14 protein-coding genes are annotated in these 16,952 nt (G+C 34.7%); 12 read left to right on the plus strand and 2 right to left on the minus strand.

The features are described 5' to 3' along the window. Positions 1–34: 34 nt before the first annotated feature. Positions 35–1,510, minus strand: a complete 1,476-nt coding sequence (locus MQX03_RS19115) for a helix-turn-helix domain-containing protein (RefSeq protein WP_242805056.1) — start codon at positions 1,508–1,510, stop codon at positions 35–37. Positions 1,511–1,637: 127 nt separating this feature from the next. Here MQX03_RS19115 and aceB point away from each other — a divergent pair, with 127 nt between their 5' ends. From aceB to MQX03_RS19145, 6 genes are all read left to right on the plus strand, one after another. Continuing rightward, on the plus strand, positions 1,638–3,212 hold the full coding sequence (gene aceB / locus MQX03_RS19120) for a malate synthase A (protein ID WP_242805058.1): 1,575 nt from the start codon (positions 1,638–1,640) through the stop codon (positions 3,210–3,212). Positions 3,213–3,369: 157 nt separating this feature from the next. Then, positions 3,370–4,650: an isocitrate lyase gene (gene aceA / locus MQX03_RS19125; protein ID WP_242805060.1), complete on the plus strand. Its 1,281-nt coding sequence runs from the start codon at positions 3,370–3,372 to the stop codon at positions 4,648–4,650. 115 nt (positions 4,651–4,765) lie between these two features. Beyond that, the gene (locus MQX03_RS19130; protein WP_242805063.1) at positions 4,766–5,212 is read left to right on the plus strand and encodes a 6-pyruvoyl trahydropterin synthase family protein; all 447 of its coding nucleotides are present in this window, start codon (positions 4,766–4,768) and stop codon (positions 5,210–5,212) included. Between the two features lie 25 nt (positions 5,213–5,237). After that, a complete protein-coding gene (locus tag MQX03_RS19135) occupies positions 5,238–6,011 on the plus strand; it encodes a UDP-2,3-diacylglucosamine diphosphatase (RefSeq protein WP_242805065.1) in 774 nt (257 codons plus the stop codon). Positions 6,012–6,207: 196 nt separating this feature from the next. Continuing rightward, on the plus strand, positions 6,208–7,203 hold the full coding sequence (locus MQX03_RS19140; RefSeq protein ID WP_242805067.1) for a LuxE/PaaK family acyltransferase: 996 nt from the start codon (positions 6,208–6,210) through the stop codon (positions 7,201–7,203). A gap of 111 nt (positions 7,204–7,314) precedes the next feature. Further along, positions 7,315–7,860, plus strand: coding sequence for a hypothetical protein (locus MQX03_RS19145; RefSeq protein WP_242805070.1), 546 nt, complete (start codon positions 7,315–7,317; stop codon positions 7,858–7,860). A gap of 47 nt (positions 7,861–7,907) precedes the next feature. On the opposite strand, the gene aqpZ is transcribed toward MQX03_RS19145, so the two are convergent. Next, a complete protein-coding gene (aqpZ, locus tag MQX03_RS19150) occupies positions 7,908–8,624 on the minus strand; it encodes an aquaporin Z (RefSeq protein WP_242805072.1) in 717 nt (238 codons plus the stop codon). A gap of 237 nt (positions 8,625–8,861) precedes the next feature. Between aqpZ and MQX03_RS19155 the strand changes: the two genes are divergently transcribed. From MQX03_RS19155 to MQX03_RS19180, 6 genes are all read left to right on the plus strand, one after another. After that, positions 8,862–9,479: a DUF5715 family protein gene (locus MQX03_RS19155; RefSeq protein ID WP_242805073.1), complete on the plus strand. Its 618-nt coding sequence runs from the start codon at positions 8,862–8,864 to the stop codon at positions 9,477–9,479. 80 nt (positions 9,480–9,559) lie between these two features. Then, positions 9,560–11,482 carry an ABC-F family ATP-binding cassette domain-containing protein gene (locus MQX03_RS19160; protein ID WP_242805076.1) on the plus strand — a complete coding sequence of 641 codons (1,923 nt, stop codon included), beginning with the start codon at positions 9,560–9,562 and terminating at the stop codon, positions 11,480–11,482. 197 nt (positions 11,483–11,679) lie between these two features. Further along, on the plus strand, positions 11,680–12,036 hold the full coding sequence (locus MQX03_RS19165) for a hypothetical protein (protein WP_242805078.1): 357 nt from the start codon (positions 11,680–11,682) through the stop codon (positions 12,034–12,036). Between the two features lie 391 nt (positions 12,037–12,427). After that, positions 12,428–14,812 (plus strand): TonB-dependent receptor, encoded by a 2,385-nt coding sequence (locus MQX03_RS19170; protein WP_242805080.1) that lies wholly within the window; start codon positions 12,428–12,430, stop codon positions 14,810–14,812. Positions 14,813–14,839: 27 nt separating this feature from the next. Further along, entirely contained in the window at positions 14,840–15,400 is a 561-nt protein-coding gene (locus MQX03_RS19175; RefSeq protein ID WP_242805083.1) for a hypothetical protein, read from the plus strand. A gap of 142 nt (positions 15,401–15,542) precedes the next feature. Next, positions 15,543–16,877 carry a trigger factor gene (locus MQX03_RS19180; protein WP_229983707.1) on the plus strand — a complete coding sequence of 445 codons (1,335 nt, stop codon included), beginning with the start codon at positions 15,543–15,545 and terminating at the stop codon, positions 16,875–16,877. Positions 16,878–16,952 lie beyond the last annotated feature (75 nt).

The following is a 16,952-nucleotide window of genomic DNA, read 5'->3' on the forward strand; positions in this document are numbered from 1 at the left end:
ATAGATTTGTTTTTTTTTAAAAAATTAAGTATTATCACAAAATACTCTTTCTGATTTTCTCAACCGAATTTTTCATGCTTAAATTAAAATACTCCTTCTCAAGACGGATTGGCGGAGCTTGTCTCACCTCACAGTCTGCAATACTGCACGATTCGCAGGTTACACCAACATTGATGGTTTTCAAAGTGGAAGATTTTATAAAATTGATTTTTTTGATCGTTTGCGTATTCAGTAAAATTCCCAAACAATAACTTCGGTTGCTTCCATCTGAAAAAGGGTTTTTTTGTGAAGTTGAAATGACCAGATAACTTATTCCTTGATCTTTATAGTGCGAAATTTGCGCATCGGTTAAAGTTTCATTTTCCTTTAAATGATCGAGATTTTTCACGGCAATCCATCTTCGGCAATAATGTTCATTGGTAGCATTTGCGTGCGGAGCTTGTTGGTGGTTGAGGTGTAACTCTTTTAAAATCTGGATTTTATCTGAATTTTTCTTTTTAACTAAACATAAATAAAACAAATCTCTGATTCCCAATTCGGATGAGAGAATATTGGTCAGTCGATAATAGAAAGTTTCGGGAGAATTGGTGAAATTTTCGATGAGGTTTTCAAAACTTGTTGGTTCCCAATTGTTTTGTGAAAAAAAATTAGAAGTGTTTTCAATGATTTGTCCTTTTGAAATCAATAATGCTCCTGCAAAATAAGAAGCGTAGAAGTTATTCAGTATTTCTTCAAAACTTCCGAAATCAATCCATGAATAAGTATTGGGGCGGTTTTTGAGCTCCAAAACATTAAACCCAATCTCCTTCGCCAGAATGAAAGTTTTCTGATCTTTCTCAAGTTTATTATTAAGTAATAATAATTTTTTCTCTGGAATAAATAACGAACGGAGATGATCTAAAGTTCCATATGTTTCAAAATTTTCTGTTTGAATTGCATAATTAAACTTTTCAATTAAAATCGTTTCCAAAATTTCAGACTTTAAATTTTTGCTGATCTCTAATTGATTTTCATTAGCAAACTGAATCACTTTTTCTTCAATGTCAGGAAAATAATTGTCATATAATTCCTGAAAAGACCGTAGAACAGCAAAGTAAAATCTTTCTTTTCCTAAATTATAATTCTGCGAAATTTCTATCAATGCATTAATAAAAGCGGTTACTTTTTTGGGCGCATCGCTGATAATGCTGATTAGATTATTTTTATTAATTCCGAAAAGATCTAAGGGGACTTCTTTAAAAAAATCGGATTGTAAAATTTCATTGAAAGGAGCTAAACTTTTATCCAATTTTGTTGAAACCAAATCGTCAAAAGTACAGTTGAGAGCTTCAGAAAGCTGAATGATTTTGTCGTGTTTGGGATATTTTTTTCCGTTTTCGATTTCGTTAAGATAAGATTTAGACAAACCTGTTTTCACCGCAAGATCTTGTAAAGACCAATTTTTCTTTTGTCGTTGCTGTTTCAGTTTTAGCCCAAAAACCGTTTTGATAAAGTCACTATCCGAATTCATAGATCAAATATAAAGAAATGAAAGCGATTATTCGCATAATAATTTTTTAAAATATTTAGCGAACGTTCGCTAAATATTAGGTATTTTTATTTATGTTTGTAATGTCAAATCATAAAATCAATAGGTTATGGAAACTAAGACTCAATTAAAAATAAATGCGGAAAATCAATTTGAAGAATTGTTCACCTCGGAATTGGTGGATTTCTTGGTAGAGCTTCATCAAGAATTTAATCCAAAACGATTACGGCTTTTAGAGGAAAGAAAACAAACTCAGCAGGAATTTGACAAAGGAATTCTCCCAAAATTTTTATCTGAAACTGAAGAAATGAGAAACGCAGATTGGGTATGTTCTCCGCTTCCGGCAGATTTACTGGATCGTAGAGTTGAAATTACTGGTCCGGTTGATAGAAAAATGATTATTAATGCTTTGAACTCAGGTGCTTCAACTTTTATGGCAGATTTTGAAGACAGCAATTCTCCCACTTGGAATAATTGTATGGAAGGGCAAATCAATCTTTCTGACGCAATCAATCGAAAAATTGACTTCACAAATGAGCAAGGAAAATCATATGAGTTAAATGAAAAAACAGCCGTTCTTCTTGTTCGTCCAAGAGGTTTACATTTAAACGAAAAGCATATTGAAATCAACGGCGAACAAGCTTCTGCATCATTAATCGATTTTGGAATTTATTTTTTCAGAAATGCAAAGCAATTATTGGAAAATGGAAGTGCACCATATTTTTATCTTCCAAAATTAGAGCATTACAAAGAAGCACGTTGGTGGAATGAAGTTTTTGTTTTTGCCCAAAATTATTTGGAAATTCCAAAAAGCACGATCAAAGCAACGGTTTTGGTGGAGACAATCACCGCTTCTTTTCAGATTGATGAAATATTATTTGAATTAAAAGAACATAGTTCAGGTTTAAATTGTGGACGTTGGGATTATATTTTTTCTTTCATTAAAAAATTCAGAAATCTTCCCCATTTTCTCGTTCCGGACAGAGATCAGGTGACGATGACTTCCCATTTTATGAGTGCTTATTCTAAAAGAGTGATTGAAATTTGCCACAAAAGAAATGTTCACGCGATTGGCGGAATGGCGGCGCAAATTCCAATTAAAAATGATTATGAAGCGAATAGTCAGGCTTTCGGAAAAGTGAGAAATGACAAAGAACGGGAAGTGAAAAATGGTCACGACGGAACTTGGGTAGCTCATCCTGCATTAGTTTCTGTAGCAAAGGATATTTTCGATCAATACATGCCTTCGAAAAATCAGATTGATAAAAAATTTGATTATCAAATTACGGAAAATGACTTGTTGGAAATTCCAAAGGGTGAAATTACAGAAAATGGAGTTCGGAAAAACATCAATGTCGGAATTTTATATATCGAAAGTTGGTTAATGGGAACCGGAGCTGCAGCAATTTATAATTTGATGGAAGATGCTGCAACTGCAGAAATTTCAAGAACTCAAATCTGGCAATGGCTGAAAAATGATGCTGTTTTAAATGATGATCGAGTGTTGACAAGAGAGATGATTCTTCAGTGGGAATTTGAAGAATTGGAGCGTATTGAAAAATATGTTGGTCAAGAGCGTTTTAGAAACGGGAAATTCAATTTAGCTAAAGAACTTTTTAATGAATTGATTTTCTGTGAAGAATTCGAAGAATTTCTAACATTGAAAGCTTATCCATTTATTTAATTTAAAAATATAGGTTTCGTCACTTCGAGTAGATTTTGAAAAAATCGTATCGAGAAGTTATTAAAGTTCTACAAGTTTTCGATACAAAATTCTTTCAGAATTTCACTCAAACTGACGAATATCAAAACTCAATCTAATAATTTAAAATCCAAATATTATGAAAACAAGACAAGAACAAATCCAGAATTTAGAGCAGGGCTGGTTGACCAATCCTCGCTGGAACGGAGTGAAAAGACCCTACACAGCAGAAGATGTGTTAAAGCTGCGAGGTTCTTATAAATTAGATTATACAATCGCAACAGAAATGTCAAAGAGGTTTTGGGAACAATTAAATAATCAGGATTTTGTTGCCGGATTGGGAGCTTTGACGGGAAATCAGGCTGTACAAGAAGTTGATGCAGGGCTGGAAGCAATCTATCTTTCAGGTTGGCAGGTTGCTGCAGACGCAAATTTATCTGGTGAAATGTATCCAGACCAATCGTTATATCCTGCGAACTCAGTGCCTTCTGTGGTAAAAAAAATAAATAATGCTTTGTTAAGAGCAGATCAAATTCAGTCAGTAAATGGTGGCGGAGAAAAAAAATATTTAGTTCCGATTATTGCTGATGCTGAAGCTGGTTTTGGTGGAAATCTTAATGCTTATGAACTGATGAAACAAATGATCGAGGCTGGAGCCGCAGCAGTACATTTTGAAGATCAGTTGTCTTCTGCTAAAAAATGTGGTCATTTAGGCGGGAAAGTTTTGGTTCCGACTCAGGAAGCGATCAATAAGTTGATTGCAGCACGTTTGGCTTCTGATGTTGCAGGTGTTCCGAGTGTGATTGTTGCAAGAACAGATGCGGATGCAGCAGATCTTCTGACTTCTGATATTGACGAGAGAGACAGGAAATTTGTAACAGGAGAAAGAACTTCAGAAGGATTTTATGTAGTGAAAAATGGAGTAGAACAGGGAATTGACAGAGGTTTATCTTATGCTCCGTATGCGGATTTAATTTGGATGGAAACTTCTAATCCTGATTTAGATTACGCAAGAAAATTTGCAGAAGGAATTCATGCTAAATTTCCGGGTAAAATGTTGGCTTACAATTGTTCACCATCTTTCAATTGGGCAGCAAAGCTTTCGGTTGATGAAATGCTGAATTTCAGAGAAGAATTGGCGAAAATGGGATACAAATTCCAGTTTATTACTTTAGCAGGTTTCCATGCGTTGAATACGGCGATGTTTGAATTGGCTTTGGCGTATAAAGAAAGAGGAATGGCTGGATATTCTGAATTGCAGGAACGTGAATTTGCTTTACAGAATAAGGGTTTCAGAGCGGTGAAACATCAGTCTTTTGTAGGAACGGGTTATTTTGATGAGATTCAGAATGTTGTGACCAGCGGTTCTTCTGCAACGGTTGCGATGAAAGATTCTACCGAAACGGCGCAGTTCCATTAATTTTTTTTGTTAAATATATTGTTAGACCTTCTCAGCTTTTGGGAAGGTTTTTTTTATGAAAGAATTCTGGTCACTACTTCAAAGTAAAAGAGCAGAAAATCGTTATCTTTGCATCATGATACGTATTACAAAAATTTTTACATTCGAGACTGCTCATGTGTTGTACAATTATGATGGGAAATGTAAAAATATGCACGGACATTCTTACAAACTTTTCGTTACTGTAAAGGGAAAACCAATCAATGATCTGGAAAATCCTAAAAACGGAATGGTGGTAGATTTCGGAGATATTAAAGCTATTGTAAAAGCTGAAATTGTTGATGTTTGGGATCATTCGGTTTTGATTAACGGGGTTTCTCCGCACAGAGAAATGGGTGAGGAATTAGAAAATAAAGGTCAGAAAGTGATTTACTGCAACTTCCAGCCTACTTGTGAAAATATGTTGTATGCGATTGCTGCAAAAATCAAATCAAAACTTCCCTCAGATGTTTCTTTAGCTTACTTGAAGCTTCACGAGACAGAAAATTCTTACGGAGAATGGTTTGCGGAAGATAATCAATAATTTTTTCTGAATTTAATATAGAAAAGTGCTAAAGACAACCATCAATTTAGAGCCGGGAAAGAAGGTGTATTTTGCATCAGATCAGCATTTTGGTGCTCCAGATCCGAAACAGAGCAAAATTCGGGAAGAAAAATTTATCCGTTGGATGAATGAGATCAAAGAAGATGCTCAGGTTTTGTTTTTAATGGGTGATTTGTTTGATTTTTGGCACGAATGGAAACATGTAATCCCGAAAGGATATGTGCGTGTTCTCGGAAAAATTGCGGAACTGAAAGACAGGGGAATTCACGTTTATTTTTTTGTGGGAAATCATGATCTCTGGATGAAAGATTATCTGGAAGAAGAGATAGGATGCACTGTTTTTTATAAAAAGCAATATTTTGAAATCGCAGGAAAACAGTTTCTGTTAGCTCACGGAGATGGTTTGGGACCAGGTGATAAAGGGTACAAAAGAATGAAAAAAGTCTTTACAAATCCCGTAGCACAGTGGTTTTTCAAATGGTTACATCCCGATATTGCGATGAAGATTGCATTGTACATGTCTCAAAAAAACAAAATGATTTCCGGAGATGAAGACAAAGCTTTTTTGGGAGAAGATAAAGAGTTTTTGATTATTTACTCGAAAGAGAAATTGAAAACTGAAAAGATTGATTACTTTATTTATGGTCACCGTCATTTGCCGATGGTTTTAGATTTAAATCAAAATTCAAAATACATCAATCTTGGAGACTGGATTTCTTATTTCACCTACGGAGTTTTTCAACATGATTTTGAATTGAAAACTTTTGAGCAGAAATAAAAAAAATTACCTCCGAAGAGGTAATTCCTGAATAACAGTTTCTACGGCTGTTATATCTAATCCATATTCCGCAGATTGAATTGCAATAACCTGACCAAATTTTATTTTTTAATATTAATTATACTTAAAATTAAAGTCAAATTCCCTAAATGATTCAAAACGAATCAATAAGGCTTAAAAATCATTTAAAATTAAATTGAAAAGTATATTTGACATAAAGACCGAACAAGAATTTCTGGATGTGGCACTGACTACTTTTCGGTATCAATACAGAAATATTGAGGTCTACAGAAAATTTGTTGATTTTTTAAATATTAATATTGATGAGGTGAGAACGATAGATAAAATTCCATTTTTGCCCATTGAAATGTTTAAAAATCATCAGATCTTAGACGAAAATATTTCCACTGATTTGTATTTTCAAAGTTCTGGAACGACGCAGATGAATTTGTCTAAACATTTCATCGCAGACGAAAATATTTATCAGGAAAGCATCTACAAAAGTTTTGAGCAGTTTATTGGAAAGCCTGAAGATTTTATATTTTTAGGATTGCTACCAAGTTATTTAGAAAAACAAAATTCATCACTGATTTACATGGTCGATTATTTGATGAAAAAATCAGACAAGCCTGAAAACGGATATTTTCTCTATAATCACGAAGATTTATTCAAACTTTTAAATGAATTAAAAGACAAAAAAGTCATTCTTTTCGGAGTCTCTTTTGCGCTTCTTGATTTTATCGATTATTGTCATTCTGAACGAAGTGAAGAATCTCTAAATTCTTTAAAGAATTTAGTGGTAATAGAAACCGGCGGAATGAAAGGGCGTAAAGAAGAAATGACCAAAGATGAATTGTTGAAAATTCTTCAGAATGGCTTTAAAACCGAGAGAATTTATTCAGAATATTCAATGACCGAACTGCTTTCACAAGCGTATTCTTTAGGTGAAAACATCTACGAATGTCCAAACTGGATGCGTGTTTTGGTCAGAAATGTAGAAGATCCTTTCAGTTATGAAACTGCGGGGAAAACTGGGGCAATCAATATCATCGACTTGGCAAATATTCATTCCTGCTCTTTCATTGCCACGCAGGATTTGGGTAAATTGTTAACCGAGGATGAAAAGAAATTTCAGGTTTTGGGAAGAATTGATCATTCGGATATTCGTGGTTGCAGCTTATTGGTGAGTTAGCTGAAATAGTTGCGGTCTTAGCTGAGTGGAACGCCTTAGCGAACGAAAAATATGCTCAATAATAAGAGGAAATCTTTGCGGACTTTGCGTTTAAATAAAAAAACTTAAAACGTGCTTAAAATAGAAGAGTTAGTTCACGCTTACATTCATGTGAATTGCGATTTTGAAAAGGAAATTGTACTGAGCAATCATTTCCATTCAGATTGGGAAGCGGATATGCTGATTATCGATTCTGAAGGTTTCAGTCACGAAATTGAAATTAAACTTTCAAAAAGTGATTTTAAAAATGATTTCAAAAAGTCTTACATCAATACTAAAACTGGCGAAAAATTTTTAAAACATGACAAAATCTGTTGTGGAGATTACGTTTGCAATTCGTTCAGCTTTTTACTTCCAATGGGAATGATTGAACATTCTCAAATTCCCGAACACTGCGGAATTATTGAATTCTACCACAACGCAGATAATTGGAATACGGAATTCTATCTCATCCGAACACCCAAAAAAGTACACGAAGATTCTTACTGGAAGCTAAACGATAAAGATCTTTTCATCCGAAAAATGGCTTTAAATTTACTTCAACGAAAATTAGAAATCAAAGGAAAATATGAAGAATTGATCTTTAAAAATCCTGTTGAAATAAAGAAATTAAAATAGAAAAATCCTGCCGAAAGACAGGATTTCATTTTGATATATAATTTAAATTATTTCGCTTGTTCAGGTCTTTCCATCAATAAATTGTAAGTAAAAGCTGCTGCAATGCCTCCTAAAACCGGAGCAACAACAAATAACCAAAGTTGCGAAAGTGCTGCACCACCTGCGAAAATTGCCGGACCAATACTTCTTGCTGGGTTTACGGAAACTCCGGTTATTTTGATTCCAACAATGTGAATCAAAACCAAAGAAAATCCAATCGCCAAACCTGCAAAACCACCGTTGATGTTTTTTGTGGAAGTTGATCCTAAAATTACCATCAGGAAAATAAATGTAAATACAAATTCAGCTACAAAAGCTGCCGTTGTATTGTAAGCATCAAGATATCCCGTTCCCCAGCCGTTCGAGCCTAGAGCCCATTCTTTCATTTCTGCACCCGGATGGTTGGTGAAAATCACGTAAAGAATTCCTGCACCAATAATTGCACCGATGATCTGGGCAATAATGTACCGTATCGCTTCGTCCATTTTCATTCTTCCCGCCGCAACCATCGCAATAGAAATTGCAGGGTTGATGTGGCAGCCCGAAATGTGACCGATTGCGTAGGCCATAGCAACAACACTAAGACCAAATGCGAAAGAAATTCCCAGAAGTCCTACACCTGTAGTGCCGTCTGCGCCTGCAATCACTGCGCTTCCGCAGCCCATGAGAACAAGTACCATTGTGCCAAGCATCTCGGCAACGAATTTTGAAGTTTTTGAAATCATCTTTTTATGTATTTTAAATTGTAGAGCGAATGTACAAAAATTAATTATTCAAAATTAATGGAAATAAAATAAATATTATGTTATAAATTTTTAATATTGTTTATGTTTAATATATCTAATTAACTTTAATTATGATGGTTTTTATATTCATAAAATATTATGTCTTTTCATTAAATTAATATCTTTGGCAACAACAAAATCTGTAATTTTTGCGTTTAAATCTTCAAAATAGTCTGTATGAGGAAATTTCTGTACATCATTCCATTGGCATTTCATCAGCTTGTTTATAGTCAGGCATCAAAAAAAACGGTTCCGTGCTATGATTTTACTGAGGTTTTAAAAGTGGAACCGACTCCTTTGTACAAACCACATTTAGATGCTTCACGAAGCTTTAATGTCAATATTCTTAAAAATACCTCGCAAGTTCAGAAGTATATCAATAAGGGAAAATTTCACACGGTTAAAAAATCAGGAAAAGGGTATAAGGTTCAAAAGTTAGATTACAGCAGAGCATATTTAGTTTCAAAAGCAAAAACTACTTTAGAAAAAATAGGTTCAAGATTCAGTAAAGAAACCAAAGGGCATACGTTTACCGTTTCATCGATTACCAGAACATTGGAAGATCAGTGCAGATTAAGAAAAGTTAATGCAAACGCATCGTTGGGAATAAGTTCGCATAATTATGGTAATTCTTTCGATATTTCTTATGTGAGATTTAATAATAAGCTTAAAACAAACCCCAAATTGGAAGTTGCACTAGAAAAAGTTTTAAAATATTATGCCAATGCTGGACGGATTTATTACATCAAAGAACGCCAGCAAAGCTGTTTTCATATCACGGTAAGGAATTATTAAATTTAAAGTCCTTTATTTTGCGTATTTTTGCACCCGAAAAATATTCAGTACACATTATTCATCATTAATTACTCATAAAGATGCTTTCGGTTCAAGGTTTAGGCTTACATCATTCGGGAAACTACTTGTTTCAAAACGTGAATTTCACCATTAAAAAGGATGATAAAATTGGTTTGGTTGGTAAAAATGGAGCAGGAAAATCTACGCTTCTAAAAATGCTTTCCGGCGAAATTACTTTCTATGAAGGGAATATCGTTCCTGAAGGAAATATTACCATAGGATTCCTGAAACAGGATCTTGATTTTGTAAAAGGCAGAACCGTTTGGAACGAAACCATGCAGGCTTTTGAGCAAATTAATGCTTGGAAAGAAGAACTTGAGGAAATCAATCATCAACTAACCGTAAGAACCGATTACGAAAGTGATGCTTATACCGATTTGATCAATAGAATGACCGATCTGAATGATCTTTTGATGCACCACGATGCCTATAATCTGGAAGGTGATATTGAAAAAGTTCTATTCGGTTTAGGATTTAAAGCGGATGATTTTCAAAAAATCACTGACGAATTTTCCGGAGGTTGGAGAATGAGAATCGAATTGGCGAAATTGCTTCTTCAGAAAAATGATTTGATGCTTCTCGATGAGCCTACCAACCACTTGGATATGGAGTCAATCATTTGGCTAGAAAACTTCTTGAAAGATTATCCGGGAGGAATTCTTCTGGTAAGTCACGATAAACAGTTTATGACAGCAGTTTGTAACAGAACTTTTGATGTCAACAACAGAAAAGTAGACGATTATAAAGCCAATTATTCTAAATATTTGGTGATGCGTGAAGACCGACGCGAAAAACTGATTCAGGCTAAAAAGAATCAGGACTCGGAAATCAAGCAGATGGAAGATAATATTAATAAATTCCGTGCGAGTGCGACTAAAGCTTCTTTTGCGCAGTCTTTGATTAAAAAATTAGATAAAATAGAACGTATTGAAGTAGATAACGAAGACGTTTCTAAATTCAATATTCGTTTCGTACAGTCGCAGGTTCCCGGGAAAGTTATTTTCGAAGCTGAGAATCTTGGTAAAGCTTACGGACAGAAACAAATCTTTGACGATGTAGACTTTATCGTTCAGCGTGGCGACAGAATTGCACTTCTTGGACAAAACGGGCAAGGGAAAACAACTTTGGCGAAAATTCTTTCAGGAGATATCAAAGATTATTCAGGTAACTGGAACTTAGGCCACAATGTGAATATTGGGTACTTTGCCCAAAATCAGGAAGAAGTTTTAACTCCAAATAAAACGGTTCAGGAAGAAGCTGAAGATGCCGCAACCGAAGAAACAAGACCTAGAGTAAGAGATTTGTTAGGTTCTTTCCTTTTCCAGGGTGAGGCGGTGAATAAAAAGACAAAAGTACTTTCCGGAGGTGAAAGAAACCGTCTGGCGCTTTGTAAATTGCTTCTTCGTCCGTTCAACACGTTGATTATGGATGAGCCTACCAATCACCTGGATATTCAGTCTAAGGAGATTATCAAGTTGGCTTTACAGAAATTTGAAGGTACGTTAATCGTAATTTCTCACGATAGAGAATTTTTACAAGGACTTTGTGATAAAATTTACGAATTTCGTGACGGGCATATGAAAGAATTCCTTGGTGACATCAACGAATATCTTGTTTTCAGACAGAAAGAAAGCATCAGAGAAATTTCTGCAGAGAAAGCAAAACTTCACACTGATGAACCAAAAGTTGAGGCGAAGAAAGTTGAAGAAAAACCTGTTGTCAATCAAGCAACCATCGTAACAAAAGAACAAAAAAGTATTCAGAATAAACTGAAGAAAGTAGAAGAGAAAATTTCTGAATTAGAAACAGCAATCGAAAATTTTGAAGCATCTTTTACAAAAGAAAATCCTTCTGAGGAAACTTTAGAAAAGTACAATAAAACCAAAGAAGAGCTCGATCTTGCATTGCAGGAATGGGAACATTTGGGAACACAGTTAGATTAATTTTTTAACGAAATATAAATGAAGGATGGGTTTTGAGCTCATCCTTTTTTGTGAATGTTTAGCCTGCATATGAACTTTGTGTTTCTGAAGCTTGTGAGCTCCGTAGGAGTGACACTCTTCATAAAAAATCATCATTAAATAACCATAATTTAATCTTTAATTAAAATCCTTTAAAATATTATTCCTATTTTTGCCAAATGATTTTCAAGGAAAGCAGACAATTAAAAAGCTTTATCTCAAAACTGATGTTTGGGATTTACTTTTTTGCATTGTTTTCTTCAAGCTTTCACAGTCATGAGTCTTCTGATGTTTTTATAGGTTTTAATCTTAAAAAATCAGAAAATAGTATTTCAAAATCCGAAGCCAAAGAAAAAGCCGGCGACTGTTTGGCTTGTCATTTCTTGGTAACCGGAAATACTTTAATTCCTGAAGAATTTAATTTTACTTTCGAAGGCTACACGCATGAAGTAGATCAAATTATTGCAGTTCAGGAAAGAATTTGGTCTCAGACAAAATTCACTTTTCAACTTCGGGGTCCACCCATCATTTCTTAATTACAGATTTACTTACCGGATTTTTTAGTTTAAATTTTTTAGAATTTGAATGATTTTCAAATGCATGATGTATTTTAATTAAAATAACATGATGTTTTTAAACCATTTAGGAGATTAAGGAGTTAAGGTTATGAAAATAAAAATCAGATAGATTTTTCCAAGTAGGCTTCAAAAAGCGAAGCTCAACTTAACTTTTCTAAACTTCTTAATAAAAAATCTTAATGGTTTAAATTGAAACTGATAATTCATTACTTTCTGAAAATCAGAGCATTCAAAATTGAATACTTTGAACTTTAATATTAAAGAAAATCCAATCAATTTTTTTAAACAAACAAAACTTTACAGTGGTTGCCAATCGCAGCATTATGTAAAGTCAATCAAGCTATTTACAATGAAAATAATATATAGTGTACTACTGATCCTTTGTGGATTGGTGTTTACAAACGCACAGAAAACTTTCACTGTTCAGGGGACAGTTCAGGATTTCCATGATAAAACCATGCTCGAAAATGCTGTGGTTAAACTGGGAGATTTCACTGCTAAAACAGACAAAAGCGGAAAGTTTTCATTTAATAAAATTCCTTTAGGGAATTACACACTCATTGCAAAGCATCCTGATTGTAATGATTATACTGAAAATGTAGGAGTTACGCAGGATGTTCACTTAGCCATTACTCTAGAGCATCATATTGGCGAAATAGAAGCCGTTACTGTTCATGGAAATCACAAAACGAAAGGTTCCGTGATTATGCAGACGCTGAGTCATTCTGATATTGAGAGAAATTCAACTGAAAATCTGGGCAATCTTTTATCAAGAATATCGGGAGTTACGGCACTTAAGACAGGAAACAATATCTCAAAACCTGTGATTCACGGTTTATATGGAAGCCGTATTGCAATCGTGAACAACGGCGTGAAGATGGCGGAACAGGAGTGGGGTGTAGAGCATGCTCCCAATGTCGATGTGAATGATTTTGAGCATATCGATGTTGTTAAAGGTGCTTCTGCATTGAAGTATGGAGGCGATGCTGTCGGTGGAGCAGTGGTCTTGGAACCTGCTGTTTTGCCTAAAAGAGATACCATCATGGGAAGTATTAAACTTTCGGGTATTTCCAATGGTAGGGGTGGTGAAATAGCAGCAAATGTTGCTAAAACATGGAAGAACCAATGGTTTGTAAAAACAGGCGGAAGTTATAAGAAGTTAGGAGATTTATATATTCCACATCACACACTGCAGAATACCGGAGCTGAGGTGAATTCTTTTAATTTCTCTTTTGGAAATCATGGTTTTATGCAGGGTTTTGATGTTTCCTACAGCGGAATTAATCAGGAATTTGGTATTTTTAAAGGTGCGCATTTAGGAAATAATTTAGATTTTAGAAATGCCATCAAATTTGGGCAGCCTTATTACCTTGATAATTTCAGCTATGATATTGTGAACCCCAAGCAGGAAGTTGAGCATCATATTGCAAAGCTGTCTGCATATAAACGTTTTGAAAACTTTGGAAAACTCAGCTTTCAATATAGTTTTCAAATAAATCGTCGTAAGGAATTTGATATCAGAAGAGGAGAGCTCAATGAACTTCCATCGATGGATTTGAGATTGATTACGCATTCTGCCAGCCTTACTCATCTTTTAGAAAGAGGGAACTGGAGCTTAGAAAGCGGCCTTTCGGCAGGTTTTCAGGATAACTATCCTAACCCTTCTACGAAAGCAAGACGTCTGATCCCTGATTATTATAGATATGATGCAGGAGCTTTTTCTGTATTTAAATATAAATTTAGCTCAAAACTAAATGCAGAAGCCGGGGCGAGATATGATTTCAGCAGATATGATGCGTACAAATATTATGATGCAAAAGACTGGAATGAAAAATTTGCAAGTCGTTATCCTCAATTTTTTGTAAGAGAAGCTGACAGCAGAATTTTGACACGTCCTATTTTAGATTATCATAATTTTTCTGCCAATTTGGGATTCAATTATAAGCCGAATACTACTTTTGAATTTAAATTAAACTTTGCAAGAGCAGACAGAACCCCGAATCCGGCGGAACTTTTCTCGGATGGTCTTCATCATTCTGCTGCCATTATTGAGGAAGGAGATTTATCTATTCAGAAAGAAACGGTATATAATGCTAACCTTTCGATGATTGGGAAATTCAATGTTTTAAAGGGGCTACATATTGAGGTTAATCCTTATTATATGATTTCAGATAGCTTTATCAATCAGGTGCCGACGGGTATAGAATCTTCAAACAGAGGTGTTTTCCCGGTTTGGAGCTATCAACAGATTAAAGCCAGAATTTTCGGAATTGATGCCGATGCGGAACTTAATATTCTTGATAATCTAAAATGGAATACGAGTTTCAGTGCATTAAAAGGAGATGGTCTTACCCATGACGAGCCTCTGATTTTAATGATGCCTGCCAATCTTCGAAATGCGGTTGAGTTTAAATTGAATACACCCAAAAACTTCTACGTACTTGTGGAAAACGAAAATGTCTTCAGACAGAAACGTTTCCCCATCAGAAATCAAAATCTTGATTTTATTGAAAATGGCACGACATTCAATGAAGAACTTGACCTAAGTACCCCTCCTTCAGCATACACATTATTCAATGCATCTGTAGGTGCAGACCTATTTAAAAATCTGAATCTTAATTTCAGAATCAATAACATTTTTAATACAGAGTACCGTGAATATCTTAACAGACTGAGATATTTTATGCCGGAATCCGGTAGAAACTTTATCATTACTCTCAAATACAATTTCTAATTATTAATACTTAAAATTAAATTTAAAATGAAAAAATTATTCAACATAACACTATTACTTTTAGCGACAGTTTTTATCTTATCATGTAGAAACGGAGATGATGATATCCCGGAAGATATTCATGAGCATGACGAAATTGGTAAAGTGGTTTTAACATTGACCAATAAAGCTGATGTAGCAGATATTCAAACCGTAAATGTAATTGGCGGAGTTGCGGACGCACATCTTCACTTGCATCAGGGTGATACTTACGTTGCTGTACTCGATTTCCAGATCAAGCATGATGACCATTACCATTCTTCTGATGAGATTGAAGAAGAAAAAGATCATCACTTTATTGTATTTAATCCTGCAGATGCAGACATCACTTTGATCAGAGCTGCAAATGATATCGTAAGAACAGACGGTCAAAAGTTAGGTTTAAGAACAGAATGGAAAATCAATTCTACACAGGCAACTGGTAAAATGAATATTAAATTAATTCATTCTCCTACATCAGTTAACCAAAATTATCCTTCAGCGTCCAACCAATTAGGACAAACTGTAGGAGGAGAAAGCGATGTTGATATTACGGTTGACGCGCACTAGAATTTTTAAAAGACAAAATTTTTTAATATTACCAAAAGACACTATTCTGTAGTGTCTTTTTTATTTTAACGTATTATAACAAAAGGAATGGCTTGTTTTAATAAAAAATTCATATTTTTGCAACCTAAAATTTTAATCAATAATGAAGGTTACCGCAAAAAACCATGATGATGTAAGTGCATTGCTTACAGTAACATTGGAGAAATCTGACTACAAAGAAAAAGTAGAAAAGCAATTGATTAATTATGCTAAAAACGCACAGGTTCCTGGTTTCAGAAAAGGAAAAGTGCCTTTGAGTATGGTTAGAAAGCAATATGAAGCAGGGATTGCATTCGAAGAAATCAACAAACAAGTTTCTGATGCTTTGAATAACTATATCAACGAAAACAAACTAAGACTAGTAGGTCAGCCAGTACCTCAGCCGGTGAATGATTTCAATCATAACGCAGAGAAATTGGAAGTTGCTTTCGAAGTAGGTTACGAACCAGAATTTACTATAGATTTGGCTAAATATGAAGCTCCACACTACAAAGTAGAAGCTTCTGATAAAGAAATCAGCAAAAGCATCGAGAACATGCAGAAGCGTTTTGCAGAGCAGGTTCCGCAAGACAAAATCACTAAAGATTCTTACATCAACTTAGAGATTTCTCAGGTTGTAGAAGAAGATGCTGAAGGTGAGCACCACCACCATCCAAAAAATGTGACCATTACTGCTGAAAACAAAGATGCTTTCAAATTGGTAAAAGGTCTTAAAATGGATGAGTCTGTAAAAGTTTCTAAAGAAACTTTGGCTGCTGACGAAAACTTAGCTAAAGAATTAGGATTCACTAAAGAAGAAGCTGAGCACTTACACCACGCTGAAGTTGAAGTGAAAGTAAAAGATTTCTACAGCTTAAACTTAGCAGAACTTAACGAAGAATTATTCGATAAAGTTTACGGTGAAGGAAACATCAAAACTGAAGAAGAGCTTAAAGACAAAGTAAAAACTGAGTTAGACGAATACTTCCAGCAGAATGCAGACGTACACTTTGTGAACAAAGTGTTGGAGCAGGTTTCTGAAAAAGAAGAAGTAAAGCTTCCTGAGTCATTTTTGACGAAGTGGTTGGTATTCTCAAACCAGAACATCCAGTCTGAAGAGCAGGCTAAAGAAATCCTGGAAGCTGAGAAAACTCAATTGAAATATCAGATCATCGAAGGGAAATTGATGTCTGATAACGATATTAAATTGGATTATGCAGACGTATTAGCTCAGGCTGAGCAGTTGGTGAGAAACCAATTGGCGATCTACGGAATTCACCACTTAGGAGACGAAGAAGTTCAGAAATATGCTGCTGAAATGTTGAAAGACCAAGAGCAGGTAAGACAAATCTCTTCTGAGGTTGCTATGGCTAAACTAAAAGATGTAATTCTTGAAAAAGCGACTAAAAAGGAAACTGCAATTTCGCACGACGAATTTTTAGAAGAATTGAAGAAGTAATTTATTCTTATATAATATTTGAAAACCTCCAAGCAATTGGAGGTTTTTTGCTTTTAGATAATGCGGCATATTTTG

Source organism: Chryseobacterium aahli, assembly GCF_022699665.1.
Lineage (GTDB): Bacteria > Bacteroidota > Bacteroidia > Flavobacteriales > Weeksellaceae > Chryseobacterium > Chryseobacterium aahli.

Bases quoted from the DNA above. Each gene is read 5' to 3' on its own strand.
- MQX03_RS19115 (WP_242805056.1), bottom strand. From the start codon at position 1,510: ATGAATTCGGATAGTGACTTTATCAAAACGGTTTTTGGGCTAAAACTG.
- aceB (WP_242805058.1), top strand. From the start codon at position 1,638: ATGGAAACTAAGACTCAATTAAAAATAAATGCGGAAAATCAATTTGAA.
- aceA (WP_242805060.1), top strand. From the start codon at position 3,370: ATGAAAACAAGACAAGAACAAATCCAGAATTTAGAGCAGGGCTGGTTG.
- MQX03_RS19130 (WP_242805063.1), top strand. From the start codon at position 4,766: ATGATACGTATTACAAAAATTTTTACATTCGAGACTGCTCATGTGTTG.
- aqpZ (WP_242805072.1), bottom strand. From the start codon at position 8,624: ATGATTTCAAAAACTTCAAAATTCGTTGCCGAGATGCTTGGCACAATG.
- MQX03_RS19155 (WP_242805073.1), top strand. From the start codon at position 8,862: ATGAGGAAATTTCTGTACATCATTCCATTGGCATTTCATCAGCTTGTT.
- MQX03_RS19160 (WP_242805076.1), top strand. From the start codon at position 9,560: ATGCTTTCGGTTCAAGGTTTAGGCTTACATCATTCGGGAAACTACTTG.
- MQX03_RS19165 (WP_242805078.1), top strand. From the start codon at position 11,680: ATGATTTTCAAGGAAAGCAGACAATTAAAAAGCTTTATCTCAAAACTG.
- MQX03_RS19170 (WP_242805080.1), top strand. From the start codon at position 12,428: ATGAAAATAATATATAGTGTACTACTGATCCTTTGTGGATTGGTGTTT.
- MQX03_RS19175 (WP_242805083.1), top strand. From the start codon at position 14,840: ATGAAAAAATTATTCAACATAACACTATTACTTTTAGCGACAGTTTTT.
- MQX03_RS19180 (WP_229983707.1), top strand. From the start codon at position 15,543: ATGAAGGTTACCGCAAAAAACCATGATGATGTAAGTGCATTGCTTACA.